Here is an 18282-nt window from a genome sequence, read left to right as displayed (position 1 = left end):
ACAAATAAAACAACCATCAACCTGCTTGCGGGGCAAATTGATGGTTTTTAAAGGGTTAATTGTGATGTAGCGGCGGCCCTAAAAAAGGGCCAACGATTTTATTTCTTCAACAAATCCCGGATTTCGGCCAGCAACTCTTCTTGGGTCGGGCCTTTTGGAGCCTCTGGTGCGGGCTCTTCTTTCTTTTTCATCCTGTTTACGCCTTTAACGATCATGAACATGACAAAGGCCACAATGGTGAAATCGATCACGTTGGTGAGGAACGCTCCATATAGGACCGCAATTTCCCCTACGGTTTCCCCTGCGTCGTTCACGGTTCCTTCCGTAATTACGTATTTCAAGTCGTTGAAATCCGAATTGAACAATAGACCGACCAAAGGTGAAACAATGCCCCCGGTGAAGGAGGATACCACTTTGTTGAACGCTGCGCCCATTACGAAACCTACGGCAATATCCACTAGGTTTCCTTTCATGGCGAAGTCCTTAAACTCTTTTAAAAATCCCATGTTATAGTTAAGTATTGGTTAATCAAGAAACAAAATAATCAAAAAAAGGCATTGATTCCACAAACATTTGGGAAAAATCAGTCTTCCACGATTACGCGTTTTATCCGTTGGGATAGGGCCGTAAGGATTTCGTAGGAGATGGTCTTTGCCCCGGAAGCGAATTCCTCGGCCGATTTTTGGGGTCCAAAGACCGTGACCTCATCACCTTCCTTGCAATCGATATCCGTAACATCCACCATGATCATATCCATGCAGACATTGCCGATGATCGGGGCCTTTTTTCCATGGATGAGCACGTGGGCCTTTCCATTGCCATAGGGACGCCCAATACCGTCCGCATGACCCAAGGGAAGCGTAGCGGTTTTTCGTGGGCCATCGGATTTGAAGGCCCGATTATACCCTACCGTTTCATTAGGTTCCAATTGATGTATTTGTGAAATGATGGTCTTCAAGGTGGCCACCGGTCTTAATTGGGCATCAACCTCCTTATGGTTTCCATAGCCATACAGACCGATTCCACTCCGGACCATTTCAAATTGGGCCTCGGGATAATTTAGGATGCCCGAAGTGTTGAGCATGTGTCTCATGGGCGTATAGCCCAATTTTTGACTGAGTGTTTCGGCAATTTTTTTGAAGGTGTTGATTTGATTCTCGCTAAAATCCCTTTCGTTTGGATCTTCCGATGCAGCCAAATGAGAAAACAGGGAGGCTACCTTTACCTCTGGTGCATCCTTGACCTGTTCCGAAATAAAGTCAACATCATTTTCTCCAAAGCCCAAACGGTTGAGCCCCGTATTGAACTTAAGGTGGATGGGATATTGCACTTGTTCCATTGTTTTGGCCGTCCCTATAAACGCTTTGAGGATTTTTGGGGAGTATATATTGGGTTCCAAGCGATGTTCAATGATCTCCTCAAAATTCACCGGAAGCGGGTGCAATACCAAAATAGGTTTGGTAATCCCGGCTTCCCTCAACAAGATGCCTTCACGGGCATAGGCTACCGCAAAGTAATCTGCACCCAAGGCCTCCATTTTTTGTGCAATGGCAATCATGTCACTGCCATAGGCAAAAGCCTTGACCACGGCCAGAAATTTGGTGCCCGGTGCTATTTTTGAACGGAGAAACCTGTAGTTGTGCGCTAGGGCGGACAGGTTTATTTCCAGAGTGGTTTCCCCTACTTTACGCATTGCCATTTTTCTTTTTTGCATCCACCTCCTCCGCGTCCACGTCCATTTGGCTTATTTTTTCCTTGAGCATGGCCTTATAAAAAGCGGCTCGGCTAAGTGGCTCGTATTCTTCGGTCTCGCCCAAAAGCACCAATTTATCATTGCTGGATTTCCGAAAACTATAATTGGCCAAATTTCCTGTGCGTGTACAAACGGCATGTACTTTGGTCACATACTCCGCTGTGGCCATCAAGGCAGGCATGGGGCCAAAAGGATTGCCCTTGAAGTCCATATCCAACCCGGCCACCACCACACGTACCCCTCGGTTGGCCAAATCGTTGCATACCGTTACAATCTCATCATCAAAAAATTGTGCCTCATCAATTCCCACTACATCACAACCATCTGCAAGAATGCGGATATTGGCCGCAGCTGGAACAGGAGTGGAACGGATTTCGTTGGCATCATGGGATACCACCATATCCTCATGGTAGCGGGTATCCACCATGGGTTTAAAAATCTCTACTTTTTGTTTGGCAAACTGTGCCCGCTTCAATCGGCGGATGAGTTCCTCGGTCTTTCCAGAAAACATGGAACCGCAGATGACCTCTATCCATCCGAACTGTTCTTTGGGGTTTACCGTGTTTTCAAGAAACATAGCGTATTTTTGAACGAAACTGTATGTTTTTTTCGTTGTATTGGGACGAAGCACAAAGCTACTAAAAAAATGTACCCCCGACCTTAGGTTAAAATTTAACCTTTTGTTCGCAGCGGTAAATATAAAATGATTATATTTTTATACTAAAGAAGTTGGCTATGATACAGAAACTAAGGGAAGAACTGATAAAATTATCCACCGAGATCATCACCACAAGGGAAGATCAGGATTTGGTGGTTTTGTATGAGAAGGCAAGAAGTATCTATGAAAGACTGGCCGTACTCAAATTCATCGATGAGAAATTGAGTGATGTGGAGGTTGATGTCTCCAAGAATGTGGTCGCTTCACGTTTTGAGAAAGTGGCCAATGCCGTCCTCAGCGGAAATATTGCCGTACCGGAAAGCAACCCCCACGAGGAAGATATCATGACACCAGGTATGGAAACCATCAAAGGGATGGTCTCCGAAATGCCATCTGAAATGGTCTTGGAACAGGTGTTTGCCGAATTCGTGGCCAAACCTGAATTTGTAAAAAACGATAAAGAAGATGTGACTTCTGTTGAAAGGCAGATAAAGGCAGAACAGAGCAACAAGCCCAAATCCTTGAACGATACTCTGGGCAAGGATATGCAGGTAGGGCTCAATGATAGATTGGCCTTCGTGAAGCACTTGTTCAACAATAATATGGAGGATTATACCCGAGTATTGTCCCAATTGAACACCATTGATACCGAGGAACGCTCCGTTGCCTTCATCAACAATATGGTAAAACCCGAATACAATAATTGGGAAGGCAAAGAAGAATACGAAACCCGTTTGATGGCCCTCATTGAACGCAGATTTGCTTAACAAACATCTTTTCAATTACTTTTCCAAACAAGACCGTAACTTTGGGACATGGGAAAACTGTATTTGGTTCCGACCCCAATTGGAAATCTTGAAGATATGACCCTTCGGGCCATCAAGGTCTTGAAGGAAGTGGATTTGGTTTTGGCGGAGGATACCCGTACCAGCGGAAAACTGCTCAAACATTTTGAAATAGCTACTCCCCTGCGGAGCCATCACATGCACAATGAGCACAAACAAGTTGATGCATTGGTGCAAAAGTTAAACGGCGGGGCCACGTTGGCGCTGATTTCGGATGCAGGGACCCCAGCTATTTCGGACCCTGGTTTTTTGCTCACCCGTGCTTGCGTGGAAAACCACATTGAAGTGGAATGCCTGCCCGGGGCAACGGCCTTTGTGCCAGCCTTGGTGAACAGTGGCCTTCCCAATGACCGTTTTGTATTTGAAGGCTTTCTACCCATAAAAAAAGGCCGTCAAACCCGGATGCAACAGTTGGCCGAAGAACACCGTACCATGGTGTTTTATGAATCTCCCCATAAATTGATAAAGACCTTGACCCAATTTGTGGACTATTTTGGGACGGACAGACCCGTTTCAGTTTCTCGGGAACTTACCAAATTGTATGAAGAAACGGTTCGGGGGACATTAGTTGAGGTACTCTCACATTTTACGGAAAACCCCCCCAAGGGCGAATTTGTTATCGTGGTGGGCGGGAAGAAATAAAGACTATATTTATTTCTCAAATTCCAAGGGCATGAAAATCAGGATTTTATTGGGTTTCTTAATAATGACCTCAATATGTGGGTGGAGTCAAGTGGTATCAGTTCCCACACTGGATAGTCTGGTCCTATCAAGTTTTGAGGAGGGAAAAATTCATAAAGTATGGCTTTCCCTTGGAGATGACGGCTTCGCCAACCCCATACAAGTTCCTGTTCTTATTGCCAAAGGAAGCAATGAAGGCAAAGTACTTGGACTAACGGCGGCCATCCATGGAAACGAACTCAATGGCATTGCAATTATCCAGAAGGTTTTCGCCTCCCTTGATGCTGCTCAAATGAAAGGTACCATCATAGCCATTCCAGGTTTGAATTCCTTGGCCATTGCCAATCAGCGGCGTGAATTTGTGGACCAACAAGACCTTAACCGCCTGTTCCCAGGGAAGGAGAATGGCAATCGTTCCCAACAAATGGCCTTTCAGATAGGGAAAAAAATCATTCCACTTTTCGATTATCACATTGATTTGCACACGGCCAGTTTTGGTCGGGAAAATACGCTTTACGGACGTGGTGATATGCAAGACGAAACCCTATCGATCATGATTCGCATTTTGGAACCCGACATCATTGTTTCCAACAAGGGCGAGGCCAGTTTTGGGGAAGCCAGCGGACTTACCCTACGAGCTTTTGCCATGAAGAAAGGAGTAAAGAGCATTACGGTGGAATACGGCAATCCACAGGTCTTTCAGAAAGAAATGATAGATCGTGGAGTCGTAGGAATCCAGAATCTTCTAAAGTGGTTGGATTTTGTCAAAGGCGAAGCCAAGATTCCACCCGCCAAGAATGTTTGTTCAAGATCGTATTGGCTCTTCACCAAAAAAGGGGGGTATTTGGAGGTACATGTGTCGTTGAACCAAGTGGTTAAAAAAGGAGAACTTTTGGCAACGCTTCGCAATCCATTTGGGGAAGTGGTTGAGGAATATTTTGCCCCAGAATCCGGGATTGTCATTGGCAAGAGTACCAATCCAGTGAATATTTCGGGTGGACGGATCATCCATCTGGGCGTTTTAGAATCTCGGCCATGAGTTGGCTTCCTTGGGGCATAACTCTTTTTACGGTAACATCGGTCTATTTTTTGGATCGCTGGGAACACAGAACAGTTAAGTCAATTTTTGATTGGGTTCCCGCCATTCTTTTGTCCTACATTATCCCGGCCCTGATATGCTATGCTTTCGGATGGGACTTTTCCCAGGACGGCATTCATGACCTGAGCAAAACTTTTTTCATCCCATTGACCATAGTTGCGGCAATGGCTAGCCTTTCATTAGGGCAGTTGAGGGCCATTGGGGTTAAACCCATTCTTCTTTTTGTTTCAGGGTCTTTTTTTATTGCGCTGTTTCCAGTAGTGTTCGTAGCGGTTTTTTCCCATACGGATTTGGTGACCGAGACCTTTTCCAACAAGGGTTTTTGGAAAGGGGTGCCTCCCATTGTGGGAAGCTGGATTGGAGGAAGTACCAGTCAGTTGGTGCTCAAGGAATTGGTAGAGTGTCCTGAGGGTGTTTTTCTCTCCGTTTTGGTGATGGACAATATTTTGGTCAACATTTGGACCATTCTGATGTTCCAGATCATCAAAAAAAGCAATAGGCTGAATTCGTTCTTGGGAATTAAGGATGCCATGCTTCCCGAAGGCATACGGGAAGAAGATTCAAAGCGATGGCCCATTTGGAGTACACTTCTCGTCTTGGTGGCGGTCGTTCTTCTTTTGAATGCGGTGATGGAATCCTTTGTGGGAAAAGTGGTCACACTTTCGTTGGTGGGATTGGTTCTGGGCAATTTTATCCGTGGATGGAATTTTAGGTTCTCCCTCAAATTGGGGGGAATCCTTATCCTTACTGTCATGTCCATATTGGGGCTAAAGCTGCATTTTGATCTATTTGGGTTTGATCTACACTTTTTTTGGTTCCTTTTGGTTTGGCTTTTGGGACATTTTCTGTTCATGGTGCTCATTGCCAAACTCCTCAACGTGAACATGGCTTGGGTGCCCATTGCCAGCATGGCGAATGTTGGGGGTATTGCCACGGCCCCTGCAGTAACCGCCGCCTATAAAAAACAGTGGATGCCCCACGCCATTATCTTGGCCATTTTGAGTATGGCTACGGGTACATTTTGGGGAATGATCACTATTTATATGCTACAACGGTTCATGGCGTAGAAGTCCCATTTTATATAAAAAAGTGTTAGTAAGAACAGTATTTATCGACAAAAGCAGGAAGTATGGACCAACTTCTTTCTGAAATTCGAAATTGCTCCGTTTGCAAAACGCATTTGCCCTTGGGTCCCAGACCCATAGTTTCGGCCCATCCAGAATCCAGGATTGTGATCATTGGGCAGGCGCCGGGCACCAAAGTACACCAAACCGGAGTGCCTTGGGATGACCCAAGCGGTAAGCAGCTCCGAAAATGGTTGAATGTGACAGATGAGCAGTTCTATGATGAAAAATTGTTCGCTCTGATCCCCATGGGTTTCTGCTATCCCGGAAAAGGAAAATCGGGCGATTTACCCCCGAGAGCGGAATGTGCCCCGTTGTGGCATCAACCATTGTTAAATCAAATGCCGCAGCTAAAACTGACCATCCTTATTGGGCAATATGCGCAAAACCATTACTTGGGAGATGCCAGAAAGAAAACCTTGACCGAAACGGTAAAAAACTATCAAGACTACGGGCCGGATTTTTTTGTGTTACCCCATCCATCACCCAGAAACCGTTTTTGGTTAAGCAAAAACCCTTGGTTCGAGAAGGAGGTATTACCTATGTTACGAGAGAGAGTATCCAGTTGTCTATGACTACAATCTAATACATGGACCCATCATGCTTCCCCTTTTCCCAACCGTGTTTTCCCAAATATTGGTGCGCACTTTCCACAGCTCCATTCTCAATGGAAGTGCCCATGGAATCGTTCCATCGGTTGAGGTAACCAAATAAGGAAATCACGCCTAACATCTCCACAATTTCACCTTCATCCCAATATTCATATAAGCGTTCCTTGATTTCCAAACTGACCACATTGGGCACTTGAGAAGCGGCCAACGAAAAATCCAAAGCGGCCCGTTCCGCTTCGGAAAAGGCGGGATGGGTGCGGTACTCCCAGATATGGTCCAACTGTTCCTGTTCGGCCCCGTAGCGTTCCGCTGCCCTTATGGCGTGGGCCTGGCAATATCTACACCCGGTGGCATTGCTGCTTACCCAGGCAATCATACGTTTCAGTGCCGAGGTTACCCTTCCCTCGTTCGCCATCACTGCTTTGTTGAGGTTGATAAACGCCTTGGAAATGGCAGGACGGTGCTGCATGGTCAATACCGAATTGGGACAAAATCCTAAAGTTTCATTAAAGAACTCGGCAAGTTGTTTGGTTTCCAGATCATGATTGGGATCAAGCGGGTTCACTAAGGCCATGGATGCGATTTTAAATTGTATTTTTGAATTCTACAAGAAACAAAATTTTTTGACTTCATGACAAATCACATCACTACCAAATGGTTGGGCGGAATGGCCTTTGAAAGCAATAACCCATCGGGACACAATTTAAGGATAGATGCAGGGCCGGACGATGGAGGTGAAGGCTCAGGCTTGCGCCCCAAGGCGTTAATGTTGTCCGGATTGGCCGGTTGCTCAGGATTGGATGTGGCTTCATTGATCAAGAAAATGAAACTGGAGGTAGACGATTTTACCATTGAAACCATCGCCAACCTCACGGATGAGCATCCCAAATATTATGATTCCGTGGTCATTGAATACCACTTTTACGGTTCCAACCTAAAAGAGGACAAACTTCAAAGAGCGGTAGATCTTTCCGTGGAAAAATACTGCGGTGTCATGGAAATGTTCAGACGGTTTGCGCAATTGGAGATCAAGACGGTTTTCCATGAGCAGTAAGTTGCGTCACTTCGAGTGGTTCTGGTGAAACCAGAATTGTATCGAGAAGTGGCATATTAGATGAAGTTATCTTATGTTTACATTCTAAAATGTTCAGACGGAACATTTTACACAGGCGTAACCTCCAACCTTGAAAAGAGATTTCAAGAACATAGCTCGGGAAAACACCCTCGAAGTTACACCTTTTCAAGAAGGCCGATAGAGTTGGTTTATTTTGAGCAGTTTACCAATATTGCTTTTGCCATTCAACGAGAGAAACAAGTGAAAAAATGGTCAAGGGCCAAAAAAGAAGCTTTAATTCAAGAAAGGCAAAACACATTACCAAATCTTGCTAAAAAGAAGTTTCAATAGTCGGTTCTCGATACATTTCGAGGCAAGCCCGAAACACTCGAACTGACGACATCTAAAAACCAAGATTATGCGTTGGACCATAAAACCAAAACCTACCGAAGAAGCTATACAACAGCTCTCCCATGAGCTGAATGTTGACCCTCTGGTTTCCCATTTACTGATTCAAAGGGGGATTACGAATTACGGGGAGGCCAAACACTTTTTCCGTCCGAAATTGTCCCATCTGCACGACCCTTTTTTGATGAAAGATATGGATAAGGCGGTGGCCCGTATTGAGTTGGCCATGGCCAACCAAGAGAATATTTTGGTGTATGGCGATTATGATGTGGACGGAACAACCGCCGTGGCCCTGATGAACTCCTTCCTATTGGAAAGTTACCCCAATGTGGCCACCTATATCCCCGATCGGTATTTGGAGGGGTATGGCGTGTCCTTGCAGGGAATCGATTTTGCTGAGGACAATGACATTTCACTCATAATTGCCTTGGATTGCGGGGTAAAAGCCATTGAACAGGTGCAGTATGCCAAGGAAAAAGGTATCGACTTTATCATCTGTGATCACCACAGACCGGGGAATTCTCTTCCAGATGCCATAGCCATTCTCGACCCAAAACAGGACGATTGCAACTATCCTTACAAAGAGCTCTGTGGATGCGGAGTGGGCTTTAAGTTGATTCAGGCTTTGGGCTCCCGGCAAGGGAAAACCGTGGAAGACCTTATCCCATATCTGGATTTGGCCGCAACGGCCATAGCGGCAGATATTGTCCAGATTACAGGAGAAAACAGGGTATTGGCTCATTTTGGACTTCAAGTAATTAACTCCAACCCACGAATGGGCATCAAGGCCATCATTGATCAGGTCAGGAAAACAACCTTGACCATTACTGATGTGGTGTTCATCATTGCGCCGCGGATCAACGCCGCAGGTCGGATGAAACATGGGCAGCACGCCGTGGAACTATTGACCGAGACGGATTTCAACATAGCCCAAAAGTTTGCTGGAGAGATAGAATCCTTTAATACTGAGCGAAGGAGTTTGGACCAAGAGATTACTGAGGAAGCTTTGCTGCAGATTCAAGAAAACGCGGAAGAGAATCGATTCACCTCCGTGGTATACAATGAAAATTGGCATAAGGGTGTCATAGGTATTGTGGCTTCCAGACTTACCGAAACCTATTACCGACCCACCTTGGTCTTCACCAAAAGTGGGGATAAATTGGCTGCATCGGCCCGATCTGTGAAAGGGTTCGATATTTACAATGCATTGGAAGGCTGCGTAGACTGTTTGGAGCAGTTTGGCGGGCATAAATACGCCGCAGGCCTGACCCTTTTGGAAGAAAAGTACCCAACCTTTAAAGACCGCTTCGAAAAAGTGGTGGCAGAGAGTATAGACCCTGCCATGCTCAACCCGGAATTGAGTATTGATGCCATGATTGAATTGGGTGATATCTCCCCAAAACTGATGCGCATCCTAAAACAATTTGCCCCTTTTGGCCCGGGCAACATGACCCCGGTTTTTATGGCCGAAGGCATACAAGACACAGGCTATGCCAAGGGCGTCGGCGAAGGGGAAAAACATTTGAAAGCTTCTTTGACCCAAAACGACTCACCTCCCATTGGAGCCATAGGCTTCAACCTTGGAAATAAATTGAACCAAATCAAGGATAAAAAACCTTTTGATGCCGTATTTTCGCTGGATGAAAATGAATGGAACGGAACGGTGAGCCTTCAATTGAAACTAAGAGACATTCGCTAGACATTTATGGATCCCTACGCTGCGCTTCGTTATAAGGAGTTCAACATATTTTTGCTGGTCAGATTTGCCATGGTCTTTGCTTGGTCCATGCAGTTCATCGTTATCGAATGGCAAGTGTATTCCTTGACCAAAGACCCCCTTTCTTTGGGAATCATTGGGCTGATGGAAGTGATACCCGCCGTTGGGATGGCTCTGTTTGCGGGGCATGTGGTGGATCAGCGGGAAAAAAGAAACCTTTTGGTGACCTGCATCATCGGTTTTTCCGTAATCAGTTTGGGCCTGTTTCTATTGAGTTGGCCCGGCCTTGAGGATTCTTGGTCGTCCAAGCAGATTCTGTACTCGATTTACGCGTTGGTGTTCATGGGCGGATTGGTACGGTCGTTTTTGGGACCTACCATTTTTTCATTGATTGCCCTGATAGTTCCCAAGAAAATCTATCCCAATGCTGCTACCTGGAGTAGTTCCACTTGGCAGTTGGCCTCTGTTTTAGGGCCTGCTTTGGCGGGATTTTCCATCAGTTGGATAGGGGTGCATTGGTCCATGTGTGTCATTTTTATGTTTTCCCTGATAGCACTTTTGTTCTTGTTTCAAATTCCCAAGAAACCTATTCTCAACCCAAAAATTGGAGAGCCTGTGATGCAGAGCTTAAAGGATGGACTCAAATTTGTCTTTGGGAACAAGGCCATTTTTGGCGCCTTGACCCTGGATATGATCGCAGTATTGTTTGGTGGGGCGGTGGCACTTTTGCCCATCTATGCCCAGGATATCTTGCATGTGGGTTCCGAGGGCTTTGGTATTTTGCGTGCCGCCCCTGCGGTAGGCGCGTCCTTGACCATGTTGGGGTCCACGCGTTTTCCGTTGCATAGACAAGCAGGGAAAAAACTCCTGTGGGCGGTATTTGCCTTTGGGGTGTGTATCATCGTGTTTGGAGTCTCGGAATTCTTTTGGCTGTCCGTGGTGGCGTTGTTTTTGAGTGGTGCCGTGGACGGGGTTTCCATGATCATACGCCAGACCATTCTACAATTGAAGACTCCGGACAACATGCGGGGCAGGGTGGCTTCGGTGAATTCCATTTTTGTGGGATCGTCCAATGAGCTGGGCGCTTTTGAAAGTGGCTTGGCTGCCAAACTTCTAGGTACCGTGACCGCTGTGGTGTTTGGAGGGTGCATGACCTTATTGACAGCAGGAACCACTGCCTTGGTTTCCCCTACGTTTAGGAGACTGGACCTTCAAAAAGACATTGATGAGCATGAAAAGGACTAGCCTTCCAGCTTTTCCAGAGTGAGTCTTTCCCCATCAAAAACAGCATAGGTAAAATACGAAATCCAATCCCCTAGATTGGTATAGGTCGATTTTTCGTTGAGCTTGATTTCCATGGGAAGGTGCCTATGTCCAAAAATGAAATGGTCATAGTGTTGCTGTTCCAATTTTCGTTTGGCATAAAGAATGAGCCATTCCTTGTCCTCACCCAAAAAAGTGGCATCGGCATCACCTGAAATCACCTTGTTGTTCACAGAAAGATGCTGTCCCAAGCGAACACCCAGATCAGGGTGCAACCATTTGAAGAACCATTTGGCAACGGGATTTGTAAACACTTTCTTCATCCGTTTGAACCCTTTGTCATGAGGACCCAGGCCATCACCATGGCCAATAAAGAACGAAGTGTCGTTGATGAGGTATTGTTGGGGTTTGTGATAGACGGGAATGTTGAGTTCCTCTTCAAAATAGCCGTTCATCCACAGATCATGGTTGCCCACAAAATAGGTAATCTGGATGCCCATGTCCGAGAGTTCGGCGAGTTTCCCAAGCGTTCGGGTAAACCCTTTGGGCACAACGGTTTTATACTCAAACCAAAAATCAAAAAGATCGCCCATCAAAAAAATGGTATGGGCGTCATGCTTGATGGAATCCAGCCAGGCCACGAACTTTTTTTCCCGGGGCAGGCTGTCCTTTCGGGTAGGTGCCCCAAGATGGTTGTCGCTGGCGAAATAGACCTTCTTGTTTTTGGGTAGACTGATGTTCTTCATCTATCTTTTGAACTTCCTGTTGTTTCGGAATCTGTTGACCACGTAGACCACTACGACGAACAGAACCAATATGGGGAATACACTTCTCATGATATATTTATTTTTTGAATTTTTCCAAAGCTGTTTTGGTATCGGGGGAAAGGGCCAATTTTCCTGAAATTTCGGCGCGTTCCGCCAATAAGTCGTCCCAATGTCCGGTTCCTTCCCAAAGTATGCGTTTCATTTCGGCCAAGGCACTGGGATTATAGGTTGCCAATTTCTGGATATGGAAGTCCAACTCTTTATCCATTTCCGAAATGGAGTCGAACACCTTGGCAAACAACCCTTTTTCCATGGCCCAATAGGCATTTTTCCATTCGGTAGGGTTAAAACTGAGTTCGGCCAGGGCCGCCTTTCCCATTTTTCGTTCCACGGCCGGGGCAATGACAAAGGGTCCGATACCGATGGAAATCTCCGATAATTTAATGGCGGCATCCACCGTGGCATATACATAGTCGCATGCAGCAGCCAACCCTACACCTCCGCCAACCGTTTTTCCTTGTACCCTCCCGATGATGGGCTTGGGGCATTTGCGCATGGCATTGATCACGTTGGCAAAGCCACTGAAAAAAGCCTTCCCTTCTTCCAAATTGGAAATGGCCACCAGTTCGTCAAAGGAAGCACCGGCACAAAAAGCACGCTCCCCTTCCGATTTAAGGACAATCAATGAAACCGAATCATTCCCGGAAAGTTTGTCAAACTCCTTGGTCAATCGCTCCAAAAGTTCAGAAACAAAGGAATTGCTGGCAGGATGGCCAAATTCGACCGTTGCAACACCGTTATCGATCTTGGTATATAGGCTTCCGTTGGGTCTGTCTGTGGGCATTATCTTCAATTATCAATTATCAATTATCAATTATCAGTTATCAGTTATCAGTTATTTGTGTTTGAACTTGAACTTGAACTTTTCAATCACTAAATTAAACGTTTTGCACCAAGGGCCTGAATTTTTGCCTGAATTTCCAAATCAAGGCAAATCCTCTGATCATCATCCATACTACAAAGGCGATCCAAATGGCATGGAATCCCCATCCGAGGTATTTTCCAAGATATAGCGCCGGAATAAAGCCCAAAAAGGTGGCCGAGAGCAGCACATTCCGCAAATATTTCATTTCACCCAGACCTTTAAAAAGCCCATCAAAAACAAAAGCCAAAGTGTTCATGGGCAGCCCTAGGATAACGATATAAAAAATGCCATAAAAGGTTTCCAGAACCACAATCTCGTTGGAAAAAAGGTGCCCAATGGGCCTGTAGAACAGAAAACCTATCAGCATAAGGACCACGCTTACCGTCAGTCCATAAAAAATAATTTTCTTGGCAAGTTCCCACAAACCATCATAGTTTTTGGCGCCCAGCAATTTTCCGCCCATGCTGTTTCCGGCGGCGCCATATCCATCAATAAAAAAGGCGGCGAAGAGCCACAGGTTTATGGCAATGGTGTGTGCCCCAATATACCTATCGCCAAGGGCGGTGGCTTCCCTAACCGCGATGATCAATGCAGCATTCAGTGCCAAGGCCCGCACAAAAAGGTTCAGGCTCATGAAGACCAATCGGGTGAGTTCCTTGTTCAGCGGGAGTACCAGTCTAAGGCTGATGTGGGTCTTTTTCAACAAAAGGACAAACGCAATCAGGGCCATAATGGCCTGTGATATCAAACTGGCCCAAGCGGCCCCATCCAGATAGAGGGCGGGGATGTAGCCGTCCACTCCATAGACCAACAAAAAATCGAGACCAATGTTGAGCACGGCACCGATCAAGGCAATCACCATGGGGTAAAAAGTGTTCTGCAACCCCCTAAAAATGCCAAAAATGGCAAAGGTGAACAGGGTAAGCGGAAAGCCCCAGACCCTAATGGAATAGTAAGAAATGCAATACTGCAAAATTTTTCCGGTGGCATTGAAAAGGCTAAAAATATCCTCAATGATAAAAACGGTGGACAACAGCACCACGATGCTCAACAAAATATTGAAAAAGATGGCCTGTGCGGGCAGATGTTTCACCTCGTCCAACCTACCGGCACCCAGATATTGGGAGATGATTGCAGAAATGGAGCTTCGGGTTTGGCCCAGCACCCAAATGAGCATGGACAAAAATGACCCCACAATCCCGGCTGCGGCCAAGGACTCCAACCCATCAACGGGGATATTGCCCACAATGGCGGTATCCGTTATGGAAAGAATGGGTTCCGCAATGCCCGAAATGGTGGCGGGAACCGCCAGTTGGTTAATGCTTTTAAAATTGATCTGCGTGCTCAAGACGCTGCAAGTTACAGCACTAATTCATAACAATGAAAAGGATGCCCACTTTGTTTGGGAAAGAAGATATCGCCCAACTTTTGGTACCCCCGTTGCTCGTAAAAATGCTGGTTCCGTTTGTTTTGCGAGAACGTATCCAACCGCACCGATGCAAACCCCTGTGTTTTGGAATGTTCCTCGGCAAAATCCATAAGTTCTTGTGCAAAGCCCTTGCCCTGACAGCTTGGGTCCACACAAAGTCGGTGGATGTAGGTACTGTTTCCATTGGGGGTGAGCCATTCAATGGGCACATACTCCTCATCCATATAGGTGGAAACCACAATGGCCCCCACAACGTTACCTTCGTGCTCCTTCACATAGAGCTCGTTTCGGTCAAGGTCATTGATAAAAGCGGCCTTGTTGGGATAGTGCTCGTTCCATTGAAAAATACCATTGGACTGCATTTTTAGGGCACAGGCCTTGGTAATGGTCAGGATATGGTCAATTTCAGATATCTTTGCATGCCGTATCATGGATTCATTTCAATTTAATTGTAAATTTAGGGTTAAATCATAACAGCCAAATAAATGAACAACATTCTTGTACCCATTGGAACATCACCGGATTCTTCACAAACCTTGCAGTATGCCGTAGACTTTGCATCGAACTTTGGTGCCAAGATCTTTGTCATGGATGTGTTTCACGTGGCCACTGGGATCGGGAGCTTGGCCAATGTGGAAGAGAAGGTTTCGCAGAGTGGCAAAGAGCATTTAAAGGAGGTGATCGACCAAGTGGACACCAAAGGTGTGGAGATCAAGATGGCCACATACAATGGTGATATTGTGGATGGCCTGAACAGCATAAACAAGGAGTTGGGCATAGACCTGATCATTATAGCACCACGGAGCAACGACATTATGGAGGAGCTTTACCTGGGGAACACTTCGGGGAGGATCATTAAACAGACCGATATCCCCACTTTGATCGTGCCCAAGGGCACCGAGTTCAAGCCCATCAAGAAGGTTTTGACGGCCTTTGGGTCCGGAATCTTGAAACGCAGCAGCATTTTGAGCCCCTTGGTGACCATAAAGAACAAATTCAGGGCAGAGGTGAGCCTGTTGTTGGTAAAACGCCCTGGGTATTCAGAGGACGACCTTAAGGTGAACACCGCCCTTATGGACCTGAGCAAGCAGTTGACCATTACCGAAAACGCCACCACCTATCTGGGGGTAACGGAGCATTTTAGGAACGAACATCCGGACATGCTTTGCGTGTTCCGAAGAAAACGCGGGTTCTTTAAAAAACTGTGGGAAAAGAACACCATTAGAAAGTCCGAGTTCTTTGTACCCATCCCCGTATTGGTGCTCAGCGTTAAAAAAGACTAAGCAGGCGCACTATTTTTGATAGTTTCGGAAAAAAGTATTTCCTTTGCGCTCTCTTTGGGGGATTAGCTCAGTTGGCTAGAGCGCTTGCCTGGCAGGCAAGAGGTCACCGGTTCGAATCCGGTATTCTCCACGATCAAGCGAAAGCACTCCACCGGGGTGCTTTTTTTATGGAGTTGTTTGCCACAAGATGGAATCTTGCGGCAGCGGGGATTTTATTTAGTTTCATACCAATTCTTATGATCTAAATATTTATCATATTCCTCATCATTCATTTTGAATAGAATCTTTGAGAGATTCCTAATCCCAATGACTTTTTTCTTTTCTAAAAAATCTGTTATCAAAAAATTAATCGAATGCTGCTCAACATCCTCCATCTTTAAGGTTGAATATCTTTTCCTTGATTTTGGATACTGCTTCCAGAATCGTTTGTAATCGCTATAAATGTTGTCAGTTACCCTCGCGATGATTTCATTCAATAATTCAACCGGAACTTGGTTGTTGGAAACACCAATGTAGTAATCCCTAATTTTCGAGTGAAAATCTCGTTTTGGAGCAATTCTATTTTCAGTTTTCCAGAATAGCATATACCTTAAAATATCACTTTCACCCCTCCCCAATCTCCTTAATTTTTTCAAGGCAGATTTCCTCAGTCAATTGTTGTAGCTCTGCCACGCGGGCCGACAAATACTCCAGATCACCTTTGGTGATGTGGTACTCCTCCATTTTATAGCGGGCATCTATATAGGCGCGCTTCAACAGCTCAAAGAGCCGCTTTTCTTCCTCGGTCTGGATGGGGAAGACCGCAAAACGCTTGTCGCACATTTCCACTTTAATGCCCAAGGTCTCCAGATTGTGATCCTTGGGGCGGTAGTCCGTGAACACCAATAATATGGTGGTGTAGTAACGCTCCGTGGCCTGATGGAGCAAAAATGCAGCTTGATGCAGTTTGTTTCTGCCAAAATCAAACTGAAAAGTTTCTAGAAAATCATTCGCACTCGTAAACCACTGGTCAAAATGGTCCTGTGCCTTTTGTTGGCTTTCTTGGGGGGTAAGGAGTTTGGGCGTGGCCAGTTTGCACTTTTCCGAGTCGTACAGTACAATGCCCTCTTTTTTAATGTCCTTAAAAAAGTAATTGCCCAGTCGCAGGGCCTGGTTCAGGTGTTTTATGCCATGGAAGATGAGGTTCACGGGAGTGCGCACGTGGCCCGTGCCGGTAAGCTCGGCCTTTACCTTGTCCTCTATCCGGAACTTTTGTTGCAGATCTTCGTGGGTCAAGACCACCAGCAGGTCATAATCGCTGCGGTATTCGTAGGTGATGCCCTTTTCCACATAGGTGTCCTCTACCCAGTTGCCGCGAGCGTAGCTGCCAAAGAGCAGTACCATTTCCACCTCTTTAAAGGCGGAGAGCAGGGTGGTGAGGCGGCCCAGCTCATCTTGCTTGGTCTTGGGTAGATGGTTTAAAGATTTGTTCACCTACGCAAAGTAAGAAATTATTTGGTGTGGGGGTTGGGGGGCTATCTGAACAAGTTGATGTATTCATCGAACCAATATTGTTTTCCTCTCTTGGCTCCTGTAATCTCTTTTAAAATGCCCAGCTTTTCTAGTTCATCCACCAATTTGTAAGCTGATGGTAGGGAGAGTTGGGTCTGGTCAGCGACCTTCTGAGCATTGGTCAAGGGCTTTATATAAAGTTGATTGATGACTTTTCGGGCATTACTGGCCCGGGCACCCAAACCTTGGATTTTGGCATCCACATCTTTTTGCAGTTTCATGATGTTGTCCAAAGTGGTAATACTTCCTTTTGCAGTTTCAATTATGCCCACCAGAAAAAATTTGAACCATTGTCTAATATCATCTGCGTTCCTGACCTTCATAAGGTTGTCATAGTATAATTGTCGGTTTCGTTCAAGAAAATCGGAAAGATAAAGAATGGGTTTCTTCAATATTCCTTGCTCCACTAGGTAAAGCGTTATTAAAAGACGGCCAACTCTTCCATTACCATCCAAAAAAGGGTGAATGGTTTCAAACTGATAATGGATAAGTGCTATTTTCAATAAATGGGGCAATCTAATTTCTGTATTATGGGAAAATTTTTCAAGATCACCCATTAAACGGGGTACTTCTTGGTGAGGTGGGGGAATGAAGGTGGCGTCTGAAATTGAGGCTCCTCCAATCCAATTTTGGCTTGTTCTGAACTGTCCGGGGATTTTGTGTTTTCCTCGAACACCTTTGAGAAGGACTTTGTGTGCCATTTTTATGAGTCGCGATGATAAGGGTAATTCGTCCAAGGATTTAATTGCCGATTTCAAGGCGCTGATATAGTTTTGGACCTCTTCCCAGTCATCGCGCTGTTCTTCCTCTAGTTCCTCCCTGTCTTGTAGTGCTTCTTCGATATTGGTCTTGGTGCCTTCAATTTTGCTGGATTTGGTGGCCTCCTTCAAAACATGCATGGAAATGAACAGATCTAGGTTTGGGGTATGCTCGGAGTACATGTCAAGTCTACCCAATTGCCTGTCCGCTTGGCTCAATAGTTCTATGACCTCCATATCATCCAGCGTCCAATCCCTGTTTATCTCTTCGGGAATGAAGCTCTTGAAAGTTCTTTGATTAATATAATTACCTGCTTTAAAATTTTTCATGGCCTTTTTACTAACCCTACAGCTAA

At 45.7% G+C, this 18282-nt stretch carries 21 protein-coding genes and 1 tRNA gene; 11 read left to right on the top strand and 11 right to left on the bottom strand.

Features of this window, described 5'->3' with window-relative positions; translation table 11 throughout:
* Positions 1–98 precede the first annotated feature (98 nt).
* The 3 genes from mscL to DN53_RS07680 form a co-directional block, all read right to left on the bottom strand.
* Positions 99–506 carry a large-conductance mechanosensitive channel protein MscL gene (gene mscL / locus DN53_RS07690; RefSeq protein WP_129653805.1) on the bottom strand — a complete coding sequence of 136 codons (408 nt, stop codon included), beginning with the start codon at positions 504–506 and terminating at the stop codon, positions 99–101.
* Positions 507–583: 77 nt separating this feature from the next.
* Positions 584–1693 carry an alanine racemase gene (gene alr / locus DN53_RS07685; RefSeq protein ID WP_129654052.1) on the bottom strand — a complete coding sequence of 370 codons (1110 nt, stop codon included), beginning with the start codon at positions 1691–1693 and terminating at the stop codon, positions 584–586.
* Complete coding sequence (locus DN53_RS07680) at positions 1686–2330, bottom strand: thymidine kinase (protein ID WP_129653804.1); 645 nt, start codon at positions 2328–2330, stop codon at positions 1686–1688. Before DN53_RS07680 ends, alr begins: the two co-directional genes overlap by 8 nt.
* 158 nt (positions 2331–2488) lie before the next feature.
* On the opposite strand from DN53_RS07680, the gene DN53_RS07675 reads away from it, so the two are divergent.
* From DN53_RS07675 to DN53_RS07655, 5 genes are all read left to right on the top strand, one after another.
* Positions 2489–3178 carry a hypothetical protein gene (locus tag DN53_RS07675; protein WP_129653803.1) on the top strand — a complete coding sequence of 230 codons (690 nt, stop codon included), beginning with the start codon at positions 2489–2491 and terminating at the stop codon, positions 3176–3178.
* Positions 3179–3226: 48 nt separating this feature from the next.
* A complete protein-coding gene (gene rsmI / locus DN53_RS07670; protein ID WP_129653802.1) occupies positions 3227–3898 on the top strand; it encodes a 16S rRNA (cytidine(1402)-2'-O)-methyltransferase in 672 nt (223 codons plus the stop codon).
* A gap of 64 nt (positions 3899–3962) precedes the next feature.
* Entirely contained in the window at positions 3963–4976 is a 1014-nt protein-coding gene (locus DN53_RS07665; RefSeq protein WP_242502094.1) for a succinylglutamate desuccinylase/aspartoacylase family protein, read from the top strand.
* A complete protein-coding gene (locus tag DN53_RS07660; RefSeq protein WP_129653800.1) occupies positions 4973–6103 on the top strand; it encodes a DUF819 family protein in 1131 nt (376 codons plus the stop codon). The genes DN53_RS07665 and DN53_RS07660 overlap by 4 nt, the downstream gene beginning before the upstream one ends.
* A 62-nt stretch (positions 6104–6165) precedes the next feature.
* On the top strand, positions 6166–6735 hold the full coding sequence (locus DN53_RS07655) for a uracil-DNA glycosylase family protein (RefSeq protein ID WP_129653799.1): 570 nt from the start codon (positions 6166–6168) through the stop codon (positions 6733–6735).
* Between the two features lie 7 nt (positions 6736–6742).
* On the opposite strand, the gene DN53_RS07650 is transcribed toward DN53_RS07655, so the two are convergent.
* Complete coding sequence (locus DN53_RS07650; protein WP_129653798.1) at positions 6743–7345, bottom strand: carboxymuconolactone decarboxylase family protein; 603 nt, start codon at positions 7343–7345, stop codon at positions 6743–6745.
* 57 nt (positions 7346–7402) lie between these two features.
* On the opposite strand from DN53_RS07650, the gene DN53_RS07645 reads away from it, so the two are divergent.
* The 4 genes from DN53_RS07645 to DN53_RS07630 all read left to right on the top strand — a co-directional run bounded on the left by DN53_RS07645 (position 7403) and on the right by DN53_RS07630 (position 11195).
* Positions 7403–7825: an OsmC family protein gene (locus tag DN53_RS07645; protein WP_129653797.1), complete on the top strand. Its 423-nt coding sequence runs from the start codon at positions 7403–7405 to the stop codon at positions 7823–7825.
* A gap of 60 nt (positions 7826–7885) precedes the next feature.
* Positions 7886–8176 (top strand): GIY-YIG nuclease family protein, encoded by a 291-nt coding sequence (locus DN53_RS07640; RefSeq protein WP_129653796.1) that lies wholly within the window; start codon positions 7886–7888, stop codon positions 8174–8176.
* Between the two features lie 67 nt (positions 8177–8243).
* On the top strand, positions 8244–9932 hold the full coding sequence (gene recJ / locus DN53_RS07635) for a single-stranded-DNA-specific exonuclease RecJ (protein ID WP_129653795.1): 1689 nt from the start codon (positions 8244–8246) through the stop codon (positions 9930–9932).
* A 6-nt stretch (positions 9933–9938) separates the two neighbouring features.
* A complete protein-coding gene (locus DN53_RS07630; protein ID WP_129653794.1) occupies positions 9939–11195 on the top strand; it encodes an MFS transporter in 1257 nt (418 codons plus the stop codon).
* Here DN53_RS07630 and DN53_RS07625 read toward each other — a convergent pair.
* The 4 genes from DN53_RS07625 to DN53_RS07610 all read right to left on the bottom strand — a co-directional run bounded on the left by DN53_RS07625 (position 11192) and on the right by DN53_RS07610 (position 14765).
* Positions 11192–11959, bottom strand: coding sequence for a UDP-2,3-diacylglucosamine diphosphatase (locus DN53_RS07625; protein WP_129653793.1), 768 nt, complete (start codon positions 11957–11959; stop codon positions 11192–11194). The two genes, DN53_RS07630 and DN53_RS07625, sit on opposite strands and share 4 nt — an antisense overlap.
* 97 nt (positions 11960–12056) lie before the next feature.
* Positions 12057–12824 carry an enoyl-CoA hydratase/isomerase family protein gene (locus DN53_RS07620; protein WP_129653792.1) on the bottom strand — a complete coding sequence of 256 codons (768 nt, stop codon included), beginning with the start codon at positions 12822–12824 and terminating at the stop codon, positions 12057–12059.
* 94 nt (positions 12825–12918) lie between these two features.
* On the bottom strand, positions 12919–14253 hold the full coding sequence (locus DN53_RS07615; protein WP_129653791.1) for an MATE family efflux transporter: 1335 nt from the start codon (positions 14251–14253) through the stop codon (positions 12919–12921).
* 11 nt (positions 14254–14264) lie between these two features.
* Entirely contained in the window at positions 14265–14765 is a 501-nt protein-coding gene (locus DN53_RS07610; RefSeq protein WP_129653790.1) for a GNAT family N-acetyltransferase, read from the bottom strand.
* Between the two features lie 54 nt (positions 14766–14819).
* Between DN53_RS07610 and DN53_RS07605 the strand changes: the two genes are divergently transcribed.
* Together DN53_RS07605 and DN53_RS07600 are read left to right on the top strand one after the other, a co-directional pair.
* Entirely contained in the window at positions 14820–15617 is a 798-nt protein-coding gene (locus DN53_RS07605) for a universal stress protein (protein WP_129653789.1), read from the top strand.
* A gap of 56 nt (positions 15618–15673) precedes the next feature.
* Positions 15674–15747: transfer RNA gene (locus DN53_RS07600), tRNA-Ala, on the top strand.
* An 82-nt stretch (positions 15748–15829) separates the two neighbouring features.
* On the opposite strand, the gene DN53_RS07595 is transcribed toward DN53_RS07600, so the two are convergent.
* The 3 genes from DN53_RS07595 to DN53_RS07585 are packed head-to-tail and all read right to left on the bottom strand — an operon-like array spanning position 15830 to position 18256.
* Positions 15830–16252, bottom strand: a complete 423-nt coding sequence (locus tag DN53_RS07595) for a hypothetical protein (RefSeq protein WP_129653788.1) — start codon at positions 16250–16252, stop codon at positions 15830–15832.
* Positions 16221–17090, bottom strand: coding sequence for a HEPN domain-containing protein (locus tag DN53_RS07590; protein ID WP_207211098.1), 870 nt, complete (start codon positions 17088–17090; stop codon positions 16221–16223). Before DN53_RS07590 ends, DN53_RS07595 begins: the two co-directional genes overlap by 32 nt.
* A 41-nt stretch (positions 17091–17131) precedes the next feature.
* Positions 17132–18256: a Fic family protein gene (locus DN53_RS07585; protein WP_129653787.1), complete on the bottom strand. Its 1125-nt coding sequence runs from the start codon at positions 18254–18256 to the stop codon at positions 17132–17134.
* Positions 18257–18282 lie beyond the last annotated feature (26 nt).

Source organism: Flagellimonas olearia, from assembly GCF_004150225.1.
Classification (GTDB): Bacteria; Bacteroidota; Bacteroidia; order Flavobacteriales; family Flavobacteriaceae; genus Flagellimonas; species Flagellimonas olearia.
Note: the sequence above shows the minus strand (reverse complement) of the source record. Positions and strands in the feature narration are given on the sequence as shown.